Source organism: Kitasatospora sp. NPDC057965 (assembly GCF_042887135.1).
Classification (GTDB): domain Bacteria; phylum Actinomycetota; class Actinomycetes; order Streptomycetales; family Streptomycetaceae; genus Kitasatospora.
In genome coordinates, this window is record NZ_JBHVPZ010000041.1 from 22656 (window position 1) to 37926 (window position 15271).

At 74.0% G+C, this 15271-nt stretch carries 12 protein-coding genes; 7 read left to right on the forward strand and 5 right to left on the reverse strand.

The window, feature by feature from the left end:
* A partial coding sequence (locus ACFVVU_RS35245; protein ID WP_387793968.1) for a hypothetical protein occupies positions 1–3926 on the reverse strand: 3926 nt, incomplete at its 3' end.
* Between the two features lie 488 nt (positions 3927–4414).
* On the opposite strand from ACFVVU_RS35245, the gene ACFVVU_RS35250 reads away from it, so the two are divergent.
* From ACFVVU_RS35250 to ACFVVU_RS35275, 6 genes are read left to right on the forward strand one after another with little or no spacing between them, the layout of a single operon-like run.
* Positions 4415–4537, forward strand: a complete 123-nt coding sequence (locus tag ACFVVU_RS35250) for a lasso RiPP family leader peptide-containing protein (protein ID WP_380682579.1) — start codon at positions 4415–4417, stop codon at positions 4535–4537.
* Positions 4538–4573: 36 nt separating this feature from the next.
* Positions 4574–6448 carry an asparagine synthase-related protein gene (locus ACFVVU_RS35255; RefSeq protein ID WP_387793969.1) on the forward strand — a complete coding sequence of 625 codons (1875 nt, stop codon included), beginning with the start codon at positions 4574–4576 and terminating at the stop codon, positions 6446–6448.
* A gap of 8 nt (positions 6449–6456) precedes the next feature.
* Positions 6457–6705, forward strand: coding sequence for a lasso peptide biosynthesis PqqD family chaperone (locus tag ACFVVU_RS35260; RefSeq protein WP_387793970.1), 249 nt, complete (start codon positions 6457–6459; stop codon positions 6703–6705).
* Positions 6702–7160, forward strand: a complete 459-nt coding sequence (locus ACFVVU_RS35265; RefSeq protein WP_380682576.1) for a lasso peptide biosynthesis B2 protein — start codon at positions 6702–6704, stop codon at positions 7158–7160. The genes ACFVVU_RS35260 and ACFVVU_RS35265 overlap by 4 nt, the downstream gene beginning before the upstream one ends.
* Positions 7157–8080 carry a phytanoyl-CoA dioxygenase family protein gene (locus tag ACFVVU_RS35270; protein WP_380682575.1) on the forward strand — a complete coding sequence of 308 codons (924 nt, stop codon included), beginning with the start codon at positions 7157–7159 and terminating at the stop codon, positions 8078–8080. Before ACFVVU_RS35265 ends, ACFVVU_RS35270 begins: the two co-directional genes overlap by 4 nt.
* Position 8081: 1 nt before the next feature.
* Complete coding sequence (locus ACFVVU_RS35275) at positions 8082–9293, forward strand: hypothetical protein (RefSeq protein ID WP_387793971.1); 1212 nt, start codon at positions 8082–8084, stop codon at positions 9291–9293.
* A gap of 79 nt (positions 9294–9372) precedes the next feature.
* Here the strand turns inward: ACFVVU_RS35275 and ACFVVU_RS35280 are convergent, their stop codons facing one another.
* Together ACFVVU_RS35280 and ACFVVU_RS35285 are read right to left on the reverse strand one after the other, a co-directional pair.
* On the reverse strand, positions 9373–10395 hold the full coding sequence (locus ACFVVU_RS35280; RefSeq protein WP_380682573.1) for a heme A synthase: 1023 nt from the start codon (positions 10393–10395) through the stop codon (positions 9373–9375).
* A 42-nt stretch (positions 10396–10437) separates the two neighbouring features.
* Positions 10438–11445, reverse strand: coding sequence for a LysR family transcriptional regulator (locus ACFVVU_RS35285; RefSeq protein ID WP_380682572.1), 1008 nt, complete (start codon positions 11443–11445; stop codon positions 10438–10440).
* 138 nt (positions 11446–11583) lie between these two features.
* Between ACFVVU_RS35285 and ACFVVU_RS35290 the strand changes: the two genes are divergently transcribed.
* Positions 11584–12744 carry an iron-containing alcohol dehydrogenase gene (locus tag ACFVVU_RS35290; RefSeq protein WP_387793972.1) on the forward strand — a complete coding sequence of 387 codons (1161 nt, stop codon included), beginning with the start codon at positions 11584–11586 and terminating at the stop codon, positions 12742–12744.
* Here the strand turns inward: ACFVVU_RS35290 and ACFVVU_RS35295 are convergent.
* Positions 12723–14348, reverse strand: a complete 1626-nt coding sequence (locus ACFVVU_RS35295; RefSeq protein WP_387793973.1) for a sensor histidine kinase — start codon at positions 14346–14348, stop codon at positions 12723–12725. The genes ACFVVU_RS35290 and ACFVVU_RS35295 overlap by 22 nt on opposite strands.
* Positions 14345–15061 (reverse strand): response regulator transcription factor, encoded by a 717-nt coding sequence (locus ACFVVU_RS35300; protein ID WP_380682569.1) that lies wholly within the window; start codon positions 15059–15061, stop codon positions 14345–14347. The genes ACFVVU_RS35295 and ACFVVU_RS35300 overlap by 4 nt, the downstream gene beginning before the upstream one ends.
* Between the last annotated feature and the right edge of the window lie 210 nt (positions 15062–15271).

Genomic DNA, 15271 nt, shown 5'->3' on the forward strand with positions numbered 1-15271 from the left:
GTGCTCTGACCGGCCGCGAGGGTCGTCGCCGAGCAGGTCACCGGCGACACCCGGTCATCGGTCACGGTGAGGTCGTGCACCGCAGCCGTACCCGTATTCGTCACCGTGTACGTGTACGTGACCGTGTCACCCACATTCACCGGACCGGCGGTGTCGGCCTTCTTCGTCAGCGAGAGGCTCGCGACGGACACAACCGGCACCGTCTCCTGCGCCGGCGGACTCGCCACCGGCCCGCCCTGCGGGTTGAGACCGTTCGCGGTCGCCACATTGGTGACGTGTCCCGCCGCCGCATCAGCGCTCGTCACGACGTAGCTGCCGGTGCAGGTCGTGCTCTGACCGGCCGCGAGGGTCGTCGCCGAGCAGGTCACCGGCGACACCCGGTCATCGGTCACGGTGAGGTCGTGCACCGCAGCCGTACCCGTGTTGGTCACCGTGTACGTGTACGTGACCGTGTCACCCACGTTGACGGGACCAGCAGTGCCCGCCTTCTTCGTCAGCGACAGACTCGCCGCAGACGCGACCGGAACGTTCTCCTGCGCCGGCGGACTCGCCACCGGCTCACCCTGCGGATTGAAGCCGTTCGCCGTCGCCACGTTCAGCACGTGACCGGCCACCGCATCGGCGCTCGTCACGACGTAGCTGCCGGAGCAGGTCGTGCTCTGACCGGCCGCGAGGGTCGTCGCCGAGCAGGTCACCGGGGACACGAGGTCATCGGTGACGGTCAAGCTGTGCACCGCAGCCGTACCCGTGTTGGTCACGGTATAGGTGTAGGTGATCGTGTCGCCCACGTTGACGGGACCGGCGGTGTCGGCCTTCTTGGTCAGCGACAGGCTCGCGACGGACGCAACCGTGACCGTCTCCTCCGCCGGCGGGCTCTGGACGAGCTCGCCCTGCGGGTCGAGACCCTTCACCGTGGCGTGATTCGTCACGCTGCCGGCCACGGCGTCCGCCGCCGTCACCGTGTAGGTACCGGTGCAGGTCGTGCTCTGACCGGCGGCAAGGTTCGTCGCCGAGCAGGTGATCGACGAGACGCGGTCATCGGTGAGGACCAGGTCGTGCACCGTCGCCGTGCCCGTGTTGGTCACCGTGTACGTGTACGTGACCGTGTCACCCACGTTCACCGGACCGGGCGTGTTCGCCTCCTTCGCCAACGACAGGCTCGCCGTGGACGCGACCGGGACGTTCTCCTGCGCCGGCGGACTCGCCACCGGCTCACCCTGCGGATTGAAGCCGTTCGCCGTCGCCACGTTCAGCACATGACCGGCCACCGCATCAGCAGTGGTCACCACATACGTACCGGTACACGTCGTGCTCTGTCCTGCGGCCAGCGCGGTCGCCCCACAACTCACCGGCGACACCCGGTCATCCGTCACCGTCAGGTTGTGCACCGCAGCCGTACCCGTATTCGTCACCGTGTACGTGTACGTGATCGTGTCACCCACGTTGACGGGACCGGCGGTGTCGGCCTTCTTCGTCAGCGAGAGGCTCGCGACGGACACAACCGGCACCGTCTCCTGCGCCGGCGGACTCGCCACCGGCTCACCCTGCGGATTGAAGCCGTTCGCCGTCGCCACGTTCAGCACGTGACCGGCCACCGCATCGGCGCTCGTCACGACGTAGGTACCGGTGCAGGTCGTGCTCTGACCGGCGGCCAGGGTCGTCGCCGAGCAGGTCACCGGCGACACCCGGTCATCGGTCACGGTCAGGTCGTGCACCGCAGCCGTACCCGTATTCGTCACCGTGTACGTGTACGTGACCGTGTCACCCACATTCACCGGACCGGGCGTGTTCGCCTCCTTCGCCAACGACAGGCTCGCCACAGCCGTGACCGGCACCGTCACCTCCGCCGGCGGACTCTCGACGGGCAGCCCCAGCGGGTTGAGACCGCTCGCCAGCGCCACATTGGTGATGTGCCCCAGCACCGCGTCCGCGGCCGTCACCACATAGCCACCGGTGCACGTCATGACCTGCCCGGGAATGAGGGTCGTCGTGGGGCAGTCCACCGGCGTGACGTGGTCGTCGGTGACCTTCACGCCGTTCAGCGTCGTCACGCCGGTGTTGGTGACCGTGTACGTGTAGGTGATGGTGTCACCCACGCTCACCGGACCGGGGGTGCTCGCCTGCTTCGTCAGACCCAGACTCGACGTGGACACCACCGGGACGGTGGCCTGGGTCGGTGGGGAGACAACCGGGGATCCGTTGGCCGTGCCGTTGGCGACGGCGTGGTTGGTGACCTCGCCGGCGTCGGCGTCCGGCTGGGTGATGACGTAGCTGCCGTGGCAGATGGTGCTGTCGCCGGGGCTGCCGGCCGGGGCCAGCGTGGTGGCGGCGCAGGTGATGCCGGTGACCTTGTCGTCCGTGATGCCGACGGCGTCGACCTGGACGCCGCCCGTGTTGGTGACCACATACGTGTACGGCACGGTCTCGCCGACCGCAAACGGTCCCGGGGCGTCGACGTGCTTGGTCAGCTCGATGCCCGGCGGGGCCACGACCGGGACGTTCTCCATGGACGGCGGGGACTCGACCGGGGTGCCGTCGGCCGTCCCGGTGGCCACGGCCGTATTGGCGATGTGGCCGGACTGGGCGTCGGCGGCGGTCACCAGGTAGGTGGCCGTGCAGGTGACGGTCGCGCCGGGGGCGAGCGTGGACACCGGGCAGCTGACCGGTCCGACCTTGGGGTCGTTGACACCCAGGTTGTCGATCGGCACGGTCCCGGCGTTGGTGACCACGAAGTCGTACGGCACCGGCGTGCCGACCGTGATCAGACCGGGCAGCGGCTCGCGGACCTGCTTCACCAGGTTCAGCTCGGGCAGCGGCTGGTCCGTGCCGACCACCACGTTGCGGATCAGGTGCACATCGGTGAACGCGCCGGTCGAGCCGGCGAAGCCGAACTTGTAGGTGGACGGAACCGGCGTCGGGGCGGGGGTGGACAGCACCTGGTGCGGCCCGGTGCCGTCGTTGAAGTCGACGCCGACCGTCAGCACCGGCGAGGGCGCCGGCGTCAGGTGCACGTTCACCCGGCGGCGCGAGGGCTCCAGCAGGGTCTCGGCCTGCGCCGGGGTCACCGCGGGCGGCAGCACCGTCAGCGGGCCCTGCAGCTTGCCCGGCAGGGTCGAGGGCCACGGGCCGGAGGTGGTGAAGTTGCTGGTCGTCGCGGTCAGGAAGCAGTAGCCGGTGGTGCCGTCGCCGGGGCCGCGGACGGTGACCATGTTGGCGCCCGGCGCGGGGATGCGGAAGCCGGTGCCGGCCGGCGAGCGGGTCGCGCAGCCGTTGCCGCGGTGCTCCCAGTCGCCGAAGTAGTTGCCGAGGACGTCGAGACCGACACCCAGGTAGCCGCGGTCGACGCCGGGCAGGAAGGTCAGGTTCGGGTTGTCGTCGGGAAGCTTCTGCGCGTAGCCGAGGCTGCCGCCGAAGGCGCCGGGGTGGGTGAGCGCGGTGTCGCCGTTGACCAGGAAGAAGGAGATGCCGTCGGCCGGGGTCGCGGGGGTGGTGCTGCCGTACTGCCACTGGTCGAAGGAGACGTCCAGACCGTTGCCGGCCGGCAGCGCCTGGTCGAACAGGACGGCGCCCGCCTCGTCGAAACCGGAGTCGGTGATCTGGAGGTATCCGTGCGGCGCGCCGTTCACCGGCGGTACCGGCCCGACCTCGACCGCCGGGCAGCCCGCGAGCGGGTGGCTGCCGGGGGTGAACGCGCCGGCGGGCGCACCGGTGAGGCACGCGGTGCCCACGGCGGTGAAGCGGGAGTCCGCCGTGGCCCCGGTGAAGGTCTCCTGCAGCAGTGGGGTACCGGTCGCCAGGACGCGCTCACCGGCGGCGGCGTGCCCGCCGCTGCCGGCGGGCGGCGCCTTCTGCGGAGCCGGTACGGCCCGGGCCGGTAGTCCGGTGAGGCCGGCACTGAGGAATCCCAGCATGGTCGCTGCCGTCACGAGGCGGGCCGTGCGTTCCAGAAGGCGCGACGGCCCGCGAAGGTCTCTTGTCATGAAAACACTATGTGCACACAGTATTACTTTCTGTCATGCTGGCGGACCGTCACCTGACCCATCGGAGGGCCTCCGCCGTCCGGGGCGACGCACCGCCACCCGGACGCCGCGTCATCCGGACGCTGCATCAGTCCGACGCCGGGCCAACCGGTCCACGCACCCGCCGGAGCCCGCGCCGAGAGGCCGCCCCCGCAACCGGCAGACCATCGCTCCGGATGTGGACGACCCCCGAAGGCCCGGCGAACGTTTCCCCCGGATTCCGGTCGGAGTTCGCGCAGACACCCCCGGCACATGGCCGCTGCTTTACCATCGCCCGGCCTTCCGGAATTCGTGCGTCCGAAAACCGGGAAATGGATGAGACTTGTACGTACTCTTGCCCCCGCTACCGAACCGTGATTAGCTCCAGTCAACTTTGCCGGAGGAGGTGAATATCAATGAAGGAGATCGAGGAGATGGAGTACGAGGCTCCCGCGCTGCTGCCGGTCGGTGAATTCAACGAGGTGACCACCTGGTACGGCTGGGCGAGCAACGACGGTGAGGGCGTGGCGATCATCTGATCCCACCCCGTGAAACAGGCCGGTGAAGGAGGGGTTGTGGGCACGTCCTGGTTCGTCGCTTTCCCCGAGAAGGCCCAAGGCCCGTCGCCCAGGATCCCGGTGCCGGCCGAGGGCGTGCGGGTGGTGCACCACCCGTCGGGGCGTCCGTGGATCGTCACGGACGCTTCGCACGCCCGGCTCGTGGTCGCCGGCCCGCCCGGCCGGCGGCTCGCGCTGTTCGGCGAGTTCGACACCGACGCCGGGCACCTGGCACGGCTGCTCGACCAGCACGACGACGTGCCCGGACTGCTGGCCGCGGCACACCGCCTCCCGGGCAGCTTCCACCTGATCTGCGCCGACGGCGACGCGCTCTGGGTCCAGGGCACCGCCTCCGGGCTGCGGCAGGTCTGCTACGCCCGCCATCCCGAGGGCGGCTACGCGGCGGCCGACGCGGTGGAGCCCCTGATCGACTGGAGCGGGGGCGCCCCGCGGCCGGAGATGGCCGCCTGGGGGCTGGTCCACCCCGGCTTCGACTACGGGCTGACCGACGGCACCCACTGGACGGGGGTGCGCCGACTGCCCGCCGACCACCGGCTACGGCTGACCGCCGAGCACGCCGACCCCCGGCCCTGGTGGCGGCCCCCGGCCGGGGACCTGCCGCTCGCCGAGGGCGCGCCGCTGCTGCGCGCCGCCCTGGAGGAGGCCGTGGCGGTGCGGGTGCGCACCGCGGCCGGCCTCTCCGCGGACCTCTCCGGCGGCATGGACTCCACCTCGCTCTGCTACCTGCTGGCCGGCCAGGGCGCGGCGTTCCGCTCGTTCGTCGAGCAGACGGTCGACCCCAACCACGACGACGCCCGCTGGGCCGCCCTCGCGGCGCGCGAGATCGGCCGCGAGCTGACCGTCCTCGGCCCCGAGGACGTGCCGGGCCCGTACGACGGCATCTGGTCCACCGCCACCGGCCTGGCCACCGAGGTGCCCTACGGCCTGGGCGAGCCGTACACCCTGATCCGCAACCGCACCCGCAAGGCCGCCATGTCCCGGCTGTTCGCCGCCACCGGCGCGACCGTGCACCTCGGCGGCTTCGGCGGCGACGAGCTGTTCACCGTCGCCCCCTCCTACTACGCCGACCTCTACCGGAGCGCGCCGGTCGCGGCACTGCGCGGGATCCGTCCGCTCGCCCGGCTGCGCCGGTGGACGCTGCCGCAGGTGGTGCGGTCGCTCGCCGACCGGCGGACGTACGCCGCGTGGTTCACCGAGGAACTGCGCACCCTGCACCTGCCGCGCCCGGACGCCGACGGGCCGACCGTCGGCTGGGGTCCGGCCCTGCACCTGCCGCCCTGGGCCACCGCGCACGCCGCCGAGGCGATCCGGGAGGTGGCCCGCGAGCGCTCCGCCGCGGCCCGCCCGCAGGCCCCGGACCGGGCCACCCACACCGCGGTGGCCGGGCAGCGGATCGGCGGTCAGCGGCTCGGGCCGCTGCGCGAGCTGATGGCACGCTGCGGGGTCCTGCTGTCGCTGCCCTACATGGACGACCACGTGCTGGAGGCCGCGCTGGCCGTCCCGCGCGGCGAGTCACTGCCGGGCCGGGGCTACAAACCGCTGCTGAAGGCCGCGATGGGGGCGACCGGGAGCGGGGCGCTGTCCCGCTCGACCAAGGGCGAGTTCAGCATGTCGGTCTACCGCGGCCTGCAACGCAACCGGCGGGAGCTGCTCGCGATGGTCGAGGAGCCGCTGCTCGCCGCGTACGGGCTGGTGGACCCGGAGGCGCTGCGGGCGAGCATCCGGGACACCATGCGCCCCCAGCACGAGACGGCGGCCCTGGAGCTGACGCTCGGCGCCGAGGCCTGGCTGCGCACGGTGGCCGGGCGGACGGCGGACGCACCGAGGGGACCGGGAGGAATTCTGGTGGACAGCTATCCGGTGGCACCGTGACTCCGCGGGTGGCGAAGCATGTCGCGCTGGTCCGGGAGAGCGAGGCGGCGGTGCTCCTCGACAAGAAATCCGGGCGCTATTTCCGGCTCAACCGGATCGGCGCCGACGTTTTCGATCTGTTATCCGCCGGGAAATCCCCGGAGGAAATCACGGAAACCCTCCTGGCGAGGTTTCCGGCGGCCCGCGAGAGAATTCCCGACGACGTCCGCCGGCTGCTCGGCCAGTTGCGCGCGGCCGGAATCGTGGTGGACCGGTGACCCTGCACATGACCCCGGAGCCGCGTGCCTGGCTGCCGCCGCACCGCCGGATCGTGCCGCTGCTCGCCGTCGCCGCCGGCCGGCTGCTGGCCGCCGCCGCCAGCCCCGACCGGCTGGAGCGGCTGCTGCGCCGACTGAGCGCGGGCGCCCGGCCGGCTTCCTACGCCGAGGCGTTCAAGGCGCGCGAGGACGTGGTCGCGGTCAGCGGCCGCTGCGCCGGCCAGTACTGCCTGGAGCGCTCGCTGGCCGCCGTCCTGCTGGTGCGTGCGCGCGGCGGCTGGGCGGACTGGGTCTCCGGGGTGAACCTCGCGCCGTTCGCGGCGCACGCCTGGATCGAGGTCGACGGGAAGCCGGTGGGCGAGCCGCTGCGGCTGGACGGCTTCCACAAGAACATCCTGGTCACCCGCCGGCCCGCCCGGGCCGGACGGGCGGCCCCCGTGGACGGAGGGGAATGACGATGGCAACCCTGGACGCCGCGGCGATCGCCGAGGAGATCGCCGCCAACGGCTACGCGCTGGTCCCGGACTTCGTGACCGGGCAGGCCCTGACCGACGCGGTCGCCGCGATGGAGGGCTACTTCCCGGACCCGGAGGACGGCCGGGCCACCGCCGAGGAGGTCGCCGCGCTCAAGCACGCGGTGCCGTTCCCGTTCTCCTCCAACGCCCTCAACCGGCTCTCCCTCGACCCCCGGGTGATCGACGTCGCCGAGCAGTTGCTGGGGGACACCGACCTGCGGCTCACCAGCTCGTTCATCCAGGCCAAGTACGGTACGGCGTACGGGCCTTCGATCGACCAGACGCTGCACAACGACGCCTGGGCGGCCAGCAGCCTGCTGCCGCCCCGCGCCGACGGCGTCTACCAGCGGCTGTTCGGCATCGTCTACCTGACCGACGTCACGGTCGACACCGGCCCGACCTACGTGGTCGCGCGGGCCGAGCAACTCGGCGTACCGCTGCTCACGGCGACCGGCAAGGCCTCCTACGAGAAGGAGAGCTACCCCGAACTGTACGAGCGCCAGCGGCCGATCGAGGCGAAGCGCGGCTCGGTGCTGCTCTTCGTCGGCGACATCGTGCACCGCGGCGCCGGCTACCTGGGCACCCACGGGCGGCGGCTCGCCCTCTTCTTCAACGTCCACGCCGCGGTGGCCCGGTGGACCGACAAGCACCTGTGGTCGATGCGGCCGGCCTCCCCGGGCTGGGACGACTTCCGCGAGTTCATGGTCGGGCTCTCGCCCCGCCAGCGGCACCTGCTCGGTTTCCCCCCGCCCGGGGACCGCTACTGGACGGAGCAGTCGCTGGAGCGTCTGGCCGAGCTGTACCCGGGCATCGACACCGCTCCCTACGCGCCGGCCGGGCCGCGAGCGGGGGGCCGCTGAGATGACCAGCGGCCCCGGCAGCCCCGGCACCCGCCCCGCTCCCCCGGCCACCGCGACGCGTGGGCGGACACGGGCGGACGCGTCACCGGCGGCGGACGGCTTCGGCGGGCGTGCCGCACGCGGACTGCGCCTGCTGAGCGGCATGCTGGGCCTGGGCCCGGACGTCGCGGCGGCCGTCGACGACGCCGTGCCCCTGCTGTTCGACGGCTGGGGCCACCGGGACTCGCGCTGCTCCGATTCGGCCGATCCCACCGCGCGGGTGGCGCCGTTCGAGTACTCGGTGGTGCTCGGCGGGGGCGCGCCCGAGCTGCGGATCTTCCTGCGCCCGCTGCCCCCGGCCGGGGACACCACGGCGCTCGGCAGCTGGGAGCAGGGCCGGCGGATCCTCGCCGCCCTGGAGCGGCGGGGCTTCGCCTCGACCGGCCGGGCGGCGGCGCTGTACGACCTCTTCCGCCCGGTCGACCGGCAGGCCTCGTTCGGGCTCTGCCTGGCCGCCTCGGTCCGGCCCGGCGGACTCTCCGGGGTCAAGGTCTACTTCGACACCCTCGCCCAGGGCCGCGCGCGCAACCGGGAGCTGGTCGGCGAGGCGCTGGAACGGCTGGGTCACGGCGAGGCCTGGCGGTGGCTGCGCCGCAACGACCCGGCGAGCATCGAGGTGCCGATGCCGGCGGTGTTCTCCCTGGACCTGGTGGAGTCGCCGGCCGCCCGGGCGAAGTTCTACACCACCGTGACCGAGCGGTCGGCCGAGCGGCTGGAGGAGCGGATGGCCCGGCTCTCCCCGGCCGCCCGCCGGCGCACCGCGGCGCTGCTGGCCGCACTCCCGGTCGCCGGGCCGCAGGCGCTGGCGGCGCCGGGGATCCGGCCGACGCTCTGCTGGAGCCTGACCGCCCGGTGCCCCGGGCGGCCCGAGGACGCCGCGCTCTACCTGCCGTTCAACCACTACACCCCGCGACCGGAGGCGGCGTCGGCCCGGCTCGCCGGGTTGCTGGCACCGGAGTCGCGGGGGCTGGTCGAGGCACTGGTCACCCACTGCGCGGCCGCGCCGGGCGGTGGCGGAGCGGGCGGTGGCGGAGCGGACGGGGGCGGGGCGGACGGGGGCGGGGCCGGCAACCCGTTCCACTGGGTGGCTGCCAAACTGGCCCGGCCCGACCGCGAACTGACCCTCTATCTCTCCGCCGACCGGGTCGACGCCGCCGCCGGCGCCCACCGCTGACCCCCGCCCCGCGACGCGGCGCGGGCGCCGGGCCCCCCGAGCCGCGTGCGCTCGGGCCACACGTGCGCGGGCCGCGTGCTCAGGCCGCGTGCTCGGGGGTCCGGGCGCCCGGTGCCGGGAGCGCCGTCTCCGGTCCGGCCGTCTCCGGTCCGGCCGGGACCGGCCGCCGCGCCGGGCGGACGGCGAGCAGCACCCGCAGCGCGCCCACCCAGACCATGGCCGCGCCGAGCAGGTGCAGGATCACCGCCGCCTCGGGAAGACCGGTCAGCGACTGCACCACGCCCAGCAGGCCCTGGGCCACCAGCGCCACCAGGAAGAGCGCCGTGCGGCGCCGGGCGCCACCGCCGGACGGGTCCGGGCGCAGCGCCGCGAACAGCAGCGCCGCGAGCACCAGGACGGCCCCCGCGAGCACGCCGTGCACCACGGTCACCGTCGTCCAGTCCAGGCCGATCCGGGGCACGTCGGAGGAGTCGCCGGCGTGCGGGCCGGTGCCGCTGGTGACCGTGCCGACCACCACCATCACCGCGGTGACCGCCATCAGCGCCGTCGCCAGACCTCGGGCCCGCCCGGACGGCACGCTCCGCCGGTCGTCCGGTGCGGCGTCCGCCGCCTCGCCCGAGGTGGCGTGCAGGGTGGCGTCCCAGGTGACCACGGCCGTGGTGAGCAGCAGCATCGCGGCCAGGAAGTGCGCGGCGACGATGTACGGGCTGAGCTTCAGCCAGACGGTGACGCCGCCGACCACCGCGTTCAGCACCACGACCCAGAACTGCGCCCAGCCGCCCCGGAGCACCCGCGGCATGGGGGTGCTCTGCAGCCGGGCGGCGATGATCACCCAGCCGACCACCACACAGAGCACGCTGGTGAGCATCCGGTTGGAGAACTCGATCGCGCCGTGCAGGCCCATCTCGGCGGTCGGCGCGAGCGTGCTGTCGGTGCACATCGGCCAGTCGGGGCAGCCGAGGCCGGAGCCGGTCACCCGGACGACGCCGCCGGTCATGATGATGCCGATCGCCGCCACCACCGAGGCCACGGCCGCCGCCCGGATGCTGCGCGGTCCGAGTGTGTAGCGTCCTGCCAACCAGGACAAGGGAGTTCGTGCCATCCGGGCCATCCTCGATCGAGCCGTCGTTCGGTGGGCCCCACCCTACGACGGCCTTACGGATCGGTCACCGAGACCCTCCGCAGCGTCACGACGGGTACGACCCGGCCGTTGCGACCAACGGTCCCCGGCCGGCTCCGGGAGCAGCTCGGCGGCGCGGTCGGCGACCTCCCGGTGCAGGGCGTCGCGCACGGCCCGGACGGCGGGCAGGGTCACCGCCTCCCGCCGTACGGCGAGCGTGATCGGCAGCCGGATGTCGACCTCGTCGGCCAACAGCCGCCGCAGCCCGGCGCGTTCGGCGAGGAAGGCGGGCAGCACACCGACGCCGGCCCCCAGGCGGGTGGCCTCGACCTGGGCGAAGACGTTGGTGGAGGAGAAGGCGGGCGTGATGCCCGGCAGGTGGCGTTCGATGTCGAGGTCGCCGACCTGGAGCATCGACTCGATGTAGAAGACCAGCGGATGCTCCCTCAACTCGGCGGCCGAGCCGGGGCTGCCGCATCGCGCGAGGTAGTCGTCGGCGGCGTACAGGCCGAGCGCGTAGTCGGTGAGGTGCTCGGTCACCAGTCGGCTGCGCGGTGGCCTGCCGATGGTCAGGGCGAGGTCGAAGCCGGCCGGACGCAGTGGCAACTCCCGTGTCGCCGTGATGAGTTCGGCCTGCAGCCGGGGGTGTCGGCGGCGCACCCGGGCCAGCGCCGGGGTGGCGAAGGCGGTGCCGAAGCCGTCGGGGGCGCTCACCCGGACGGTGCCGTGCAGCGACGGCCTGTCCTGGCCCGACACCGCGTCGACGACGCGGACCAGGGCGTCCTCGATCGCCCGCGCGCTCTCGCAGACGGCCTTGCCGGCGTCCGTCAGCGCCCAGCCCTCCGTGCCGCGTTCCATCAGCCGCACGCCGAGGCCCTTCTCCAGGGCGGCGATGCGGCGGGACACGGTGGTGTGGTCCACGCCCAGCGCGTCGGCAGCGCTCACCAGCCGGCCCGTTCGGGCGACAGCGAGCAGGTAGCGGAGGTCGTCCGCGCGGAGCCGGTCGCCGACCGGGCGGGAGCGGGAGCGCACGCGGTCAGCGTATCTGCATTTGCGCACACGCCGTCTGCGTGATTGGTGATTGAACGCACACCCGCGCGGGCGTCACAGTCGAAAGCCTCCCCGGCCGGAACACCGGCCGGTCTTCCTCCCACCGTCGAGGGGTGCTCCATGGTTGCCGGCCTCTCCCTGCCGCGGATCCTGCGCGTCGGCCGCGGCGCCGCCGCCGAACTGGGCGACGTCCTCAAGGAACTGGGGCTGGCCCGCCCGCTCCTGGTGACGGACGCGTTCCTGGTCGGCAGCGGCGCGGCGCAGCGCCTGACGGCGACGCTGCTCGACGCCGGACTGCACCCGCGGCTGTTCGCCGACACCGTGCCCGACCCGACCACCGACTCCCTGGTCGCGGGGGTGAAGGCGCTCCAGGAGCACGAGGCCGACTCGGTCATCGGGTTCGGCGGCGGCAGCCCGATGGACACCGCCAAGGCGCTCGCCCTGCTGGGCGTGCGGGGCGGCGAGATGCGGGACTACAAGGCGCCGCGGGTCAACCGGGGGCCGGCGCTGCCGGTGATCGCGGTGCCCACCACCGCGGGCAGCGGCTCGGAGGCGACCCAGTTCACCGTCATCACCGACAGCGCCACGGACGAGAAGATGCTCTGTCCGGGCCCGGCGTTCCTGCCGATCGCCGCCGTGGTCGACGTGGAACTGACCATGTCGATGCCGCCCCGGCTGACGGCCGACACCGGCATCGACGCCCTCACCCACGCGGTCGAGGCCTATGTGAGCCGCAAGGCCAACCCGTTCTCCGACGGCCTCGCGCTGACCGCGATCGGCACCATCGGCCGCCACCTGCGTCGCGCCTACGCGGACGGTTCGGACGCCGCGGCCCGCGAGGCCATGATGCTCGCCGCGACCCAGGCCGGCATCGCGTTCTCGAACTCCAGCGTCGCCCTGGTGCACGGCATGAGCCGCCCGATCGGCGCGCACTTCCACGTCGCCCACGGCCTGTCGAACGCGATGCTGTTCCCGGCGGTGACCGCCTTCTCGGTGCACGCCGCCCCCGCCCGGTACGCCGACTGCGCCCGCGCGCTGGGAGCCGCCACCGCCGCCGACTCCGACGAGGCGGCCGCCGACCGGCTGGTCGACGCCCTGCGCGCGCTCTGCCGCGACCTGGACGTCCCCACCCCCCGCAGCTACGGCATCGCCGAGGACGCCTGGACCCGCCTCACCCCGCTGATGGCCGAGCAGGCGCTCGCCTCCGGCTCGCCCGCGAACAACCCCGCCGTCCCCACCGCCGCCGAGATCGAGGAGCTCTACGCCCGGATCTTCGCCTGATCCGCCGCGTCGGCGGGCGCCGGACGGCCGGGCGCACCCGACGGCGTACCGGCCGGTGCACCGGTCGGCGCCACGGGCTCTGCCGCGGCCGACGCGCAGGCCGACGCGCAGGCCGACCCACCGGCCGACGCACCGGCCTGCGCCACGGCCGGGAGCCGGACGGTGAACACGGTGCGTCCCGGCCGGCTGGTCACCTCCAGCTCGCCGCCGTGCGCCCGGACCACGGCCGCCACGATGGACAGGCCCAGCCCGGTCGACCCGGTCGCACGCGAGCGGGCCCGGTCGCCGCGGACGAAGCGCTCGAAGACCCGGTCGATCAGCTCGGGCGCGATCCCGGGGCCGTTGTCCGCGACGGCCAGCCGGACCTGCCCGGCCGACCGCGTCAGGCTGAGCTCGACCTCGCTGCCGGGCGGGGTGTGGGTGTGGGCGTTCGCCAGCAGGTTGGCCACCACCTGGGTCAGCCGGTACGCGTCCCCGCGCACCAGCACGGGCTCCTCGGGCAGGACGAGGCGCCAGTCGTGCTCCGGCCCGGCGGCCCGGGCGTCCGCGAGCGCGTCCAGGGCGATCAGCGTCAGGTCGGCCTCCTCCTCGGCCAGTGGCCGGCCGGCGTCCAGTCGGGCGAGCAGCAGCAGGTCCTCGACGATCGTCCCGGTCCGGTGCGCCGCCGCGCTGATCCGCTCCAGCGAGTGGCGGACGGGCTCGGGCACCTCGCCGGGGTGGCGCAGGGCCAGGTCGGCGTGCCCGCGGACGGCGGCCACGGGGGTGCGCAGCTCGTGGCTGGCGTCGGCGGCGAACGCCCGCAGCCGCTCCTCGACCGCGTGCCGCCGGGCGAGGGCGGCGCCCAGGTGGTCGAGCATCCGGTTGAGGGCGATGCCGACCCGGCCGACCTCGGTGCGCGGGTCCTCGTCCGGGACCCGCTCGGCGAGGGTCACGGCGCCGCTGGCGAGCGGCAGCGCGCCGACCCGCTCGGCGGTCCGCACCACCCGGTCCAGCGGGCGCAGCGCCCAGCGGACCCAGAGCGCCCCCACCACGCCCGCCCCGGCGGCGGCCAGCGCGAACACCGTGAGCTCCAGCGTCACCAGCCGGTCGACGGTGTCCTCCACCGGGCGCAGCGGCAGCCCGGCGACCAGCACGTCGCCGTCCCGGCCGGCCGTGGCCCGCACCCGGTAGTCCCCCGCCGTGCCACCCAGGTCGACGGTGCGGGCCGGGCCGCCGGGCACGAGCGCGGCCAGCGCGTGCTGCTCGGCCGGCGGCAGGGCCAGCCGGTCGTCCGCGTTGGGCTCGTCCGCGTCGTCGGCGTCGCCGTCGACGACGCCGGCCGCGGTGACCCGGCCGTCCACCAGGCGGGCGCCGAAGGTGCCGGGCGCCTGGGCCCTGGTGTCGCCGTCCCGTCCGGCGTGCTCCAGGCTGGCCGCGTAGCGTCCGCCGGTGTCGGCGAGCTGCTGGTCCAGCCGGTCCACCAGGAAGTGGCGCAGCGCCGCGGTGGTGGCCAGTCCGACGGCGGCGCAGGTCACCACCAGGAGCACCAGCAGTCCGGCGATCAGCCGGGCGCGCAGGGTCCGCGGGACCAGCCGGGCGGCCCGGCCGCGCGGCACGGCGCTCACGCGGCCGCCTTGATCAGGTAGCCGGCCCCGCGCACCGTGTGGATCATCGGTGGCCGGCCGACGTCCAGCTTCTTGCGCAGGTAGCTGATGTACAGCTCCACCACGTGGGCCTGTCCGCCGAAGTCGTAGGACCAGACGGCGTCCAGGATCTGCGCCTTGCTCAGCACCTGCCGCGGGTGGTGCATCAGATGGGCCAGCAGGGCGTACTCGGTGGGGCTCAGCTCGATGGTGTCGCCGCCCCTGCTGACCTCGCGCGCCCGCTCGTCGAGGACGAGGTCGCCGAGCACCAGCGCGTGCTCCGGCGGCGGGTGCGCCAGCCCCGCCGGGGTCGCCCGGCGCAGCAGCCCGCGCAGCCGGACGACGACCTCGGCCAGGCTGAACGGCTTCGTCACGTAGTCGTCGCCGCCCGCGGCGATGCCGGCGATGCGGTCCTCCACGGTGTCCCGGGCGGTGAGGAAGAGCACCCGGACCTCGGGCTGCTCCCGGTGGACGCGGCGCAGCACCTCCAGGCCGTCGAGGTCGGGGAGCATCATGTCGAGCACGATGGCGTGCGGCCGCCAGGACGCCGCGGCCCGGACGGCCGCCAGGCCGGTGCCCTCGCCGCGGGCCCGCCAGCCCTCGTAGCGGACCGCGCCGCAGACGACCTCGACCAGATCGGGTTCGTCGTCCACCACGAGGATCCGCCAGGCGCGCGGATCGGCGGTGTCGTCCATGCTGCTCCCTCGGTTCCCGCTGTTCTGCCGTGCTCGCCGCTCATTGTGGCCACGGCCCGGTGAGAAAGCCATGAGAGCGCGACGGCCCCAGGATCCGGGAAACCCCCTGTGAGCTGCGGCGATGCCCTGCGAAGCGGGGGGAACGCGCGCCGGTTCAGAGCCGGCTGAGAGCCAACGGTGCCATCGTGATCACCCCGGCGGCCCCGCGCC

Bases quoted from the DNA above. Each gene is read 5' to 3' on its own strand.
- ACFVVU_RS35290 (WP_387793972.1), top strand. From the start codon at position 11,584: ATGGTTGCCGGCCTCTCCCTGCCGCGGATCCTGCGCGTCGGCCGCGGC.
- ACFVVU_RS35250 (WP_380682579.1), top strand. From the start codon at position 4,415: ATGAAGGAGATCGAGGAGATGGAGTACGAGGCTCCCGCGCTGCTGCCG.
- ACFVVU_RS35270 (WP_380682575.1), top strand. From the start codon at position 7,157: ATGACGATGGCAACCCTGGACGCCGCGGCGATCGCCGAGGAGATCGCC.
- ACFVVU_RS35300 (WP_380682569.1), bottom strand. From the start codon at position 15,061: ATGGACGACACCGCCGATCCGCGCGCCTGGCGGATCCTCGTGGTGGAC.
- ACFVVU_RS35275 (WP_387793971.1), top strand. From the start codon at position 8,082: ATGACCAGCGGCCCCGGCAGCCCCGGCACCCGCCCCGCTCCCCCGGCC.
- ACFVVU_RS35280 (WP_380682573.1), bottom strand. From the start codon at position 10,395: ATGGCACGAACTCCCTTGTCCTGGTTGGCAGGACGCTACACACTCGGA.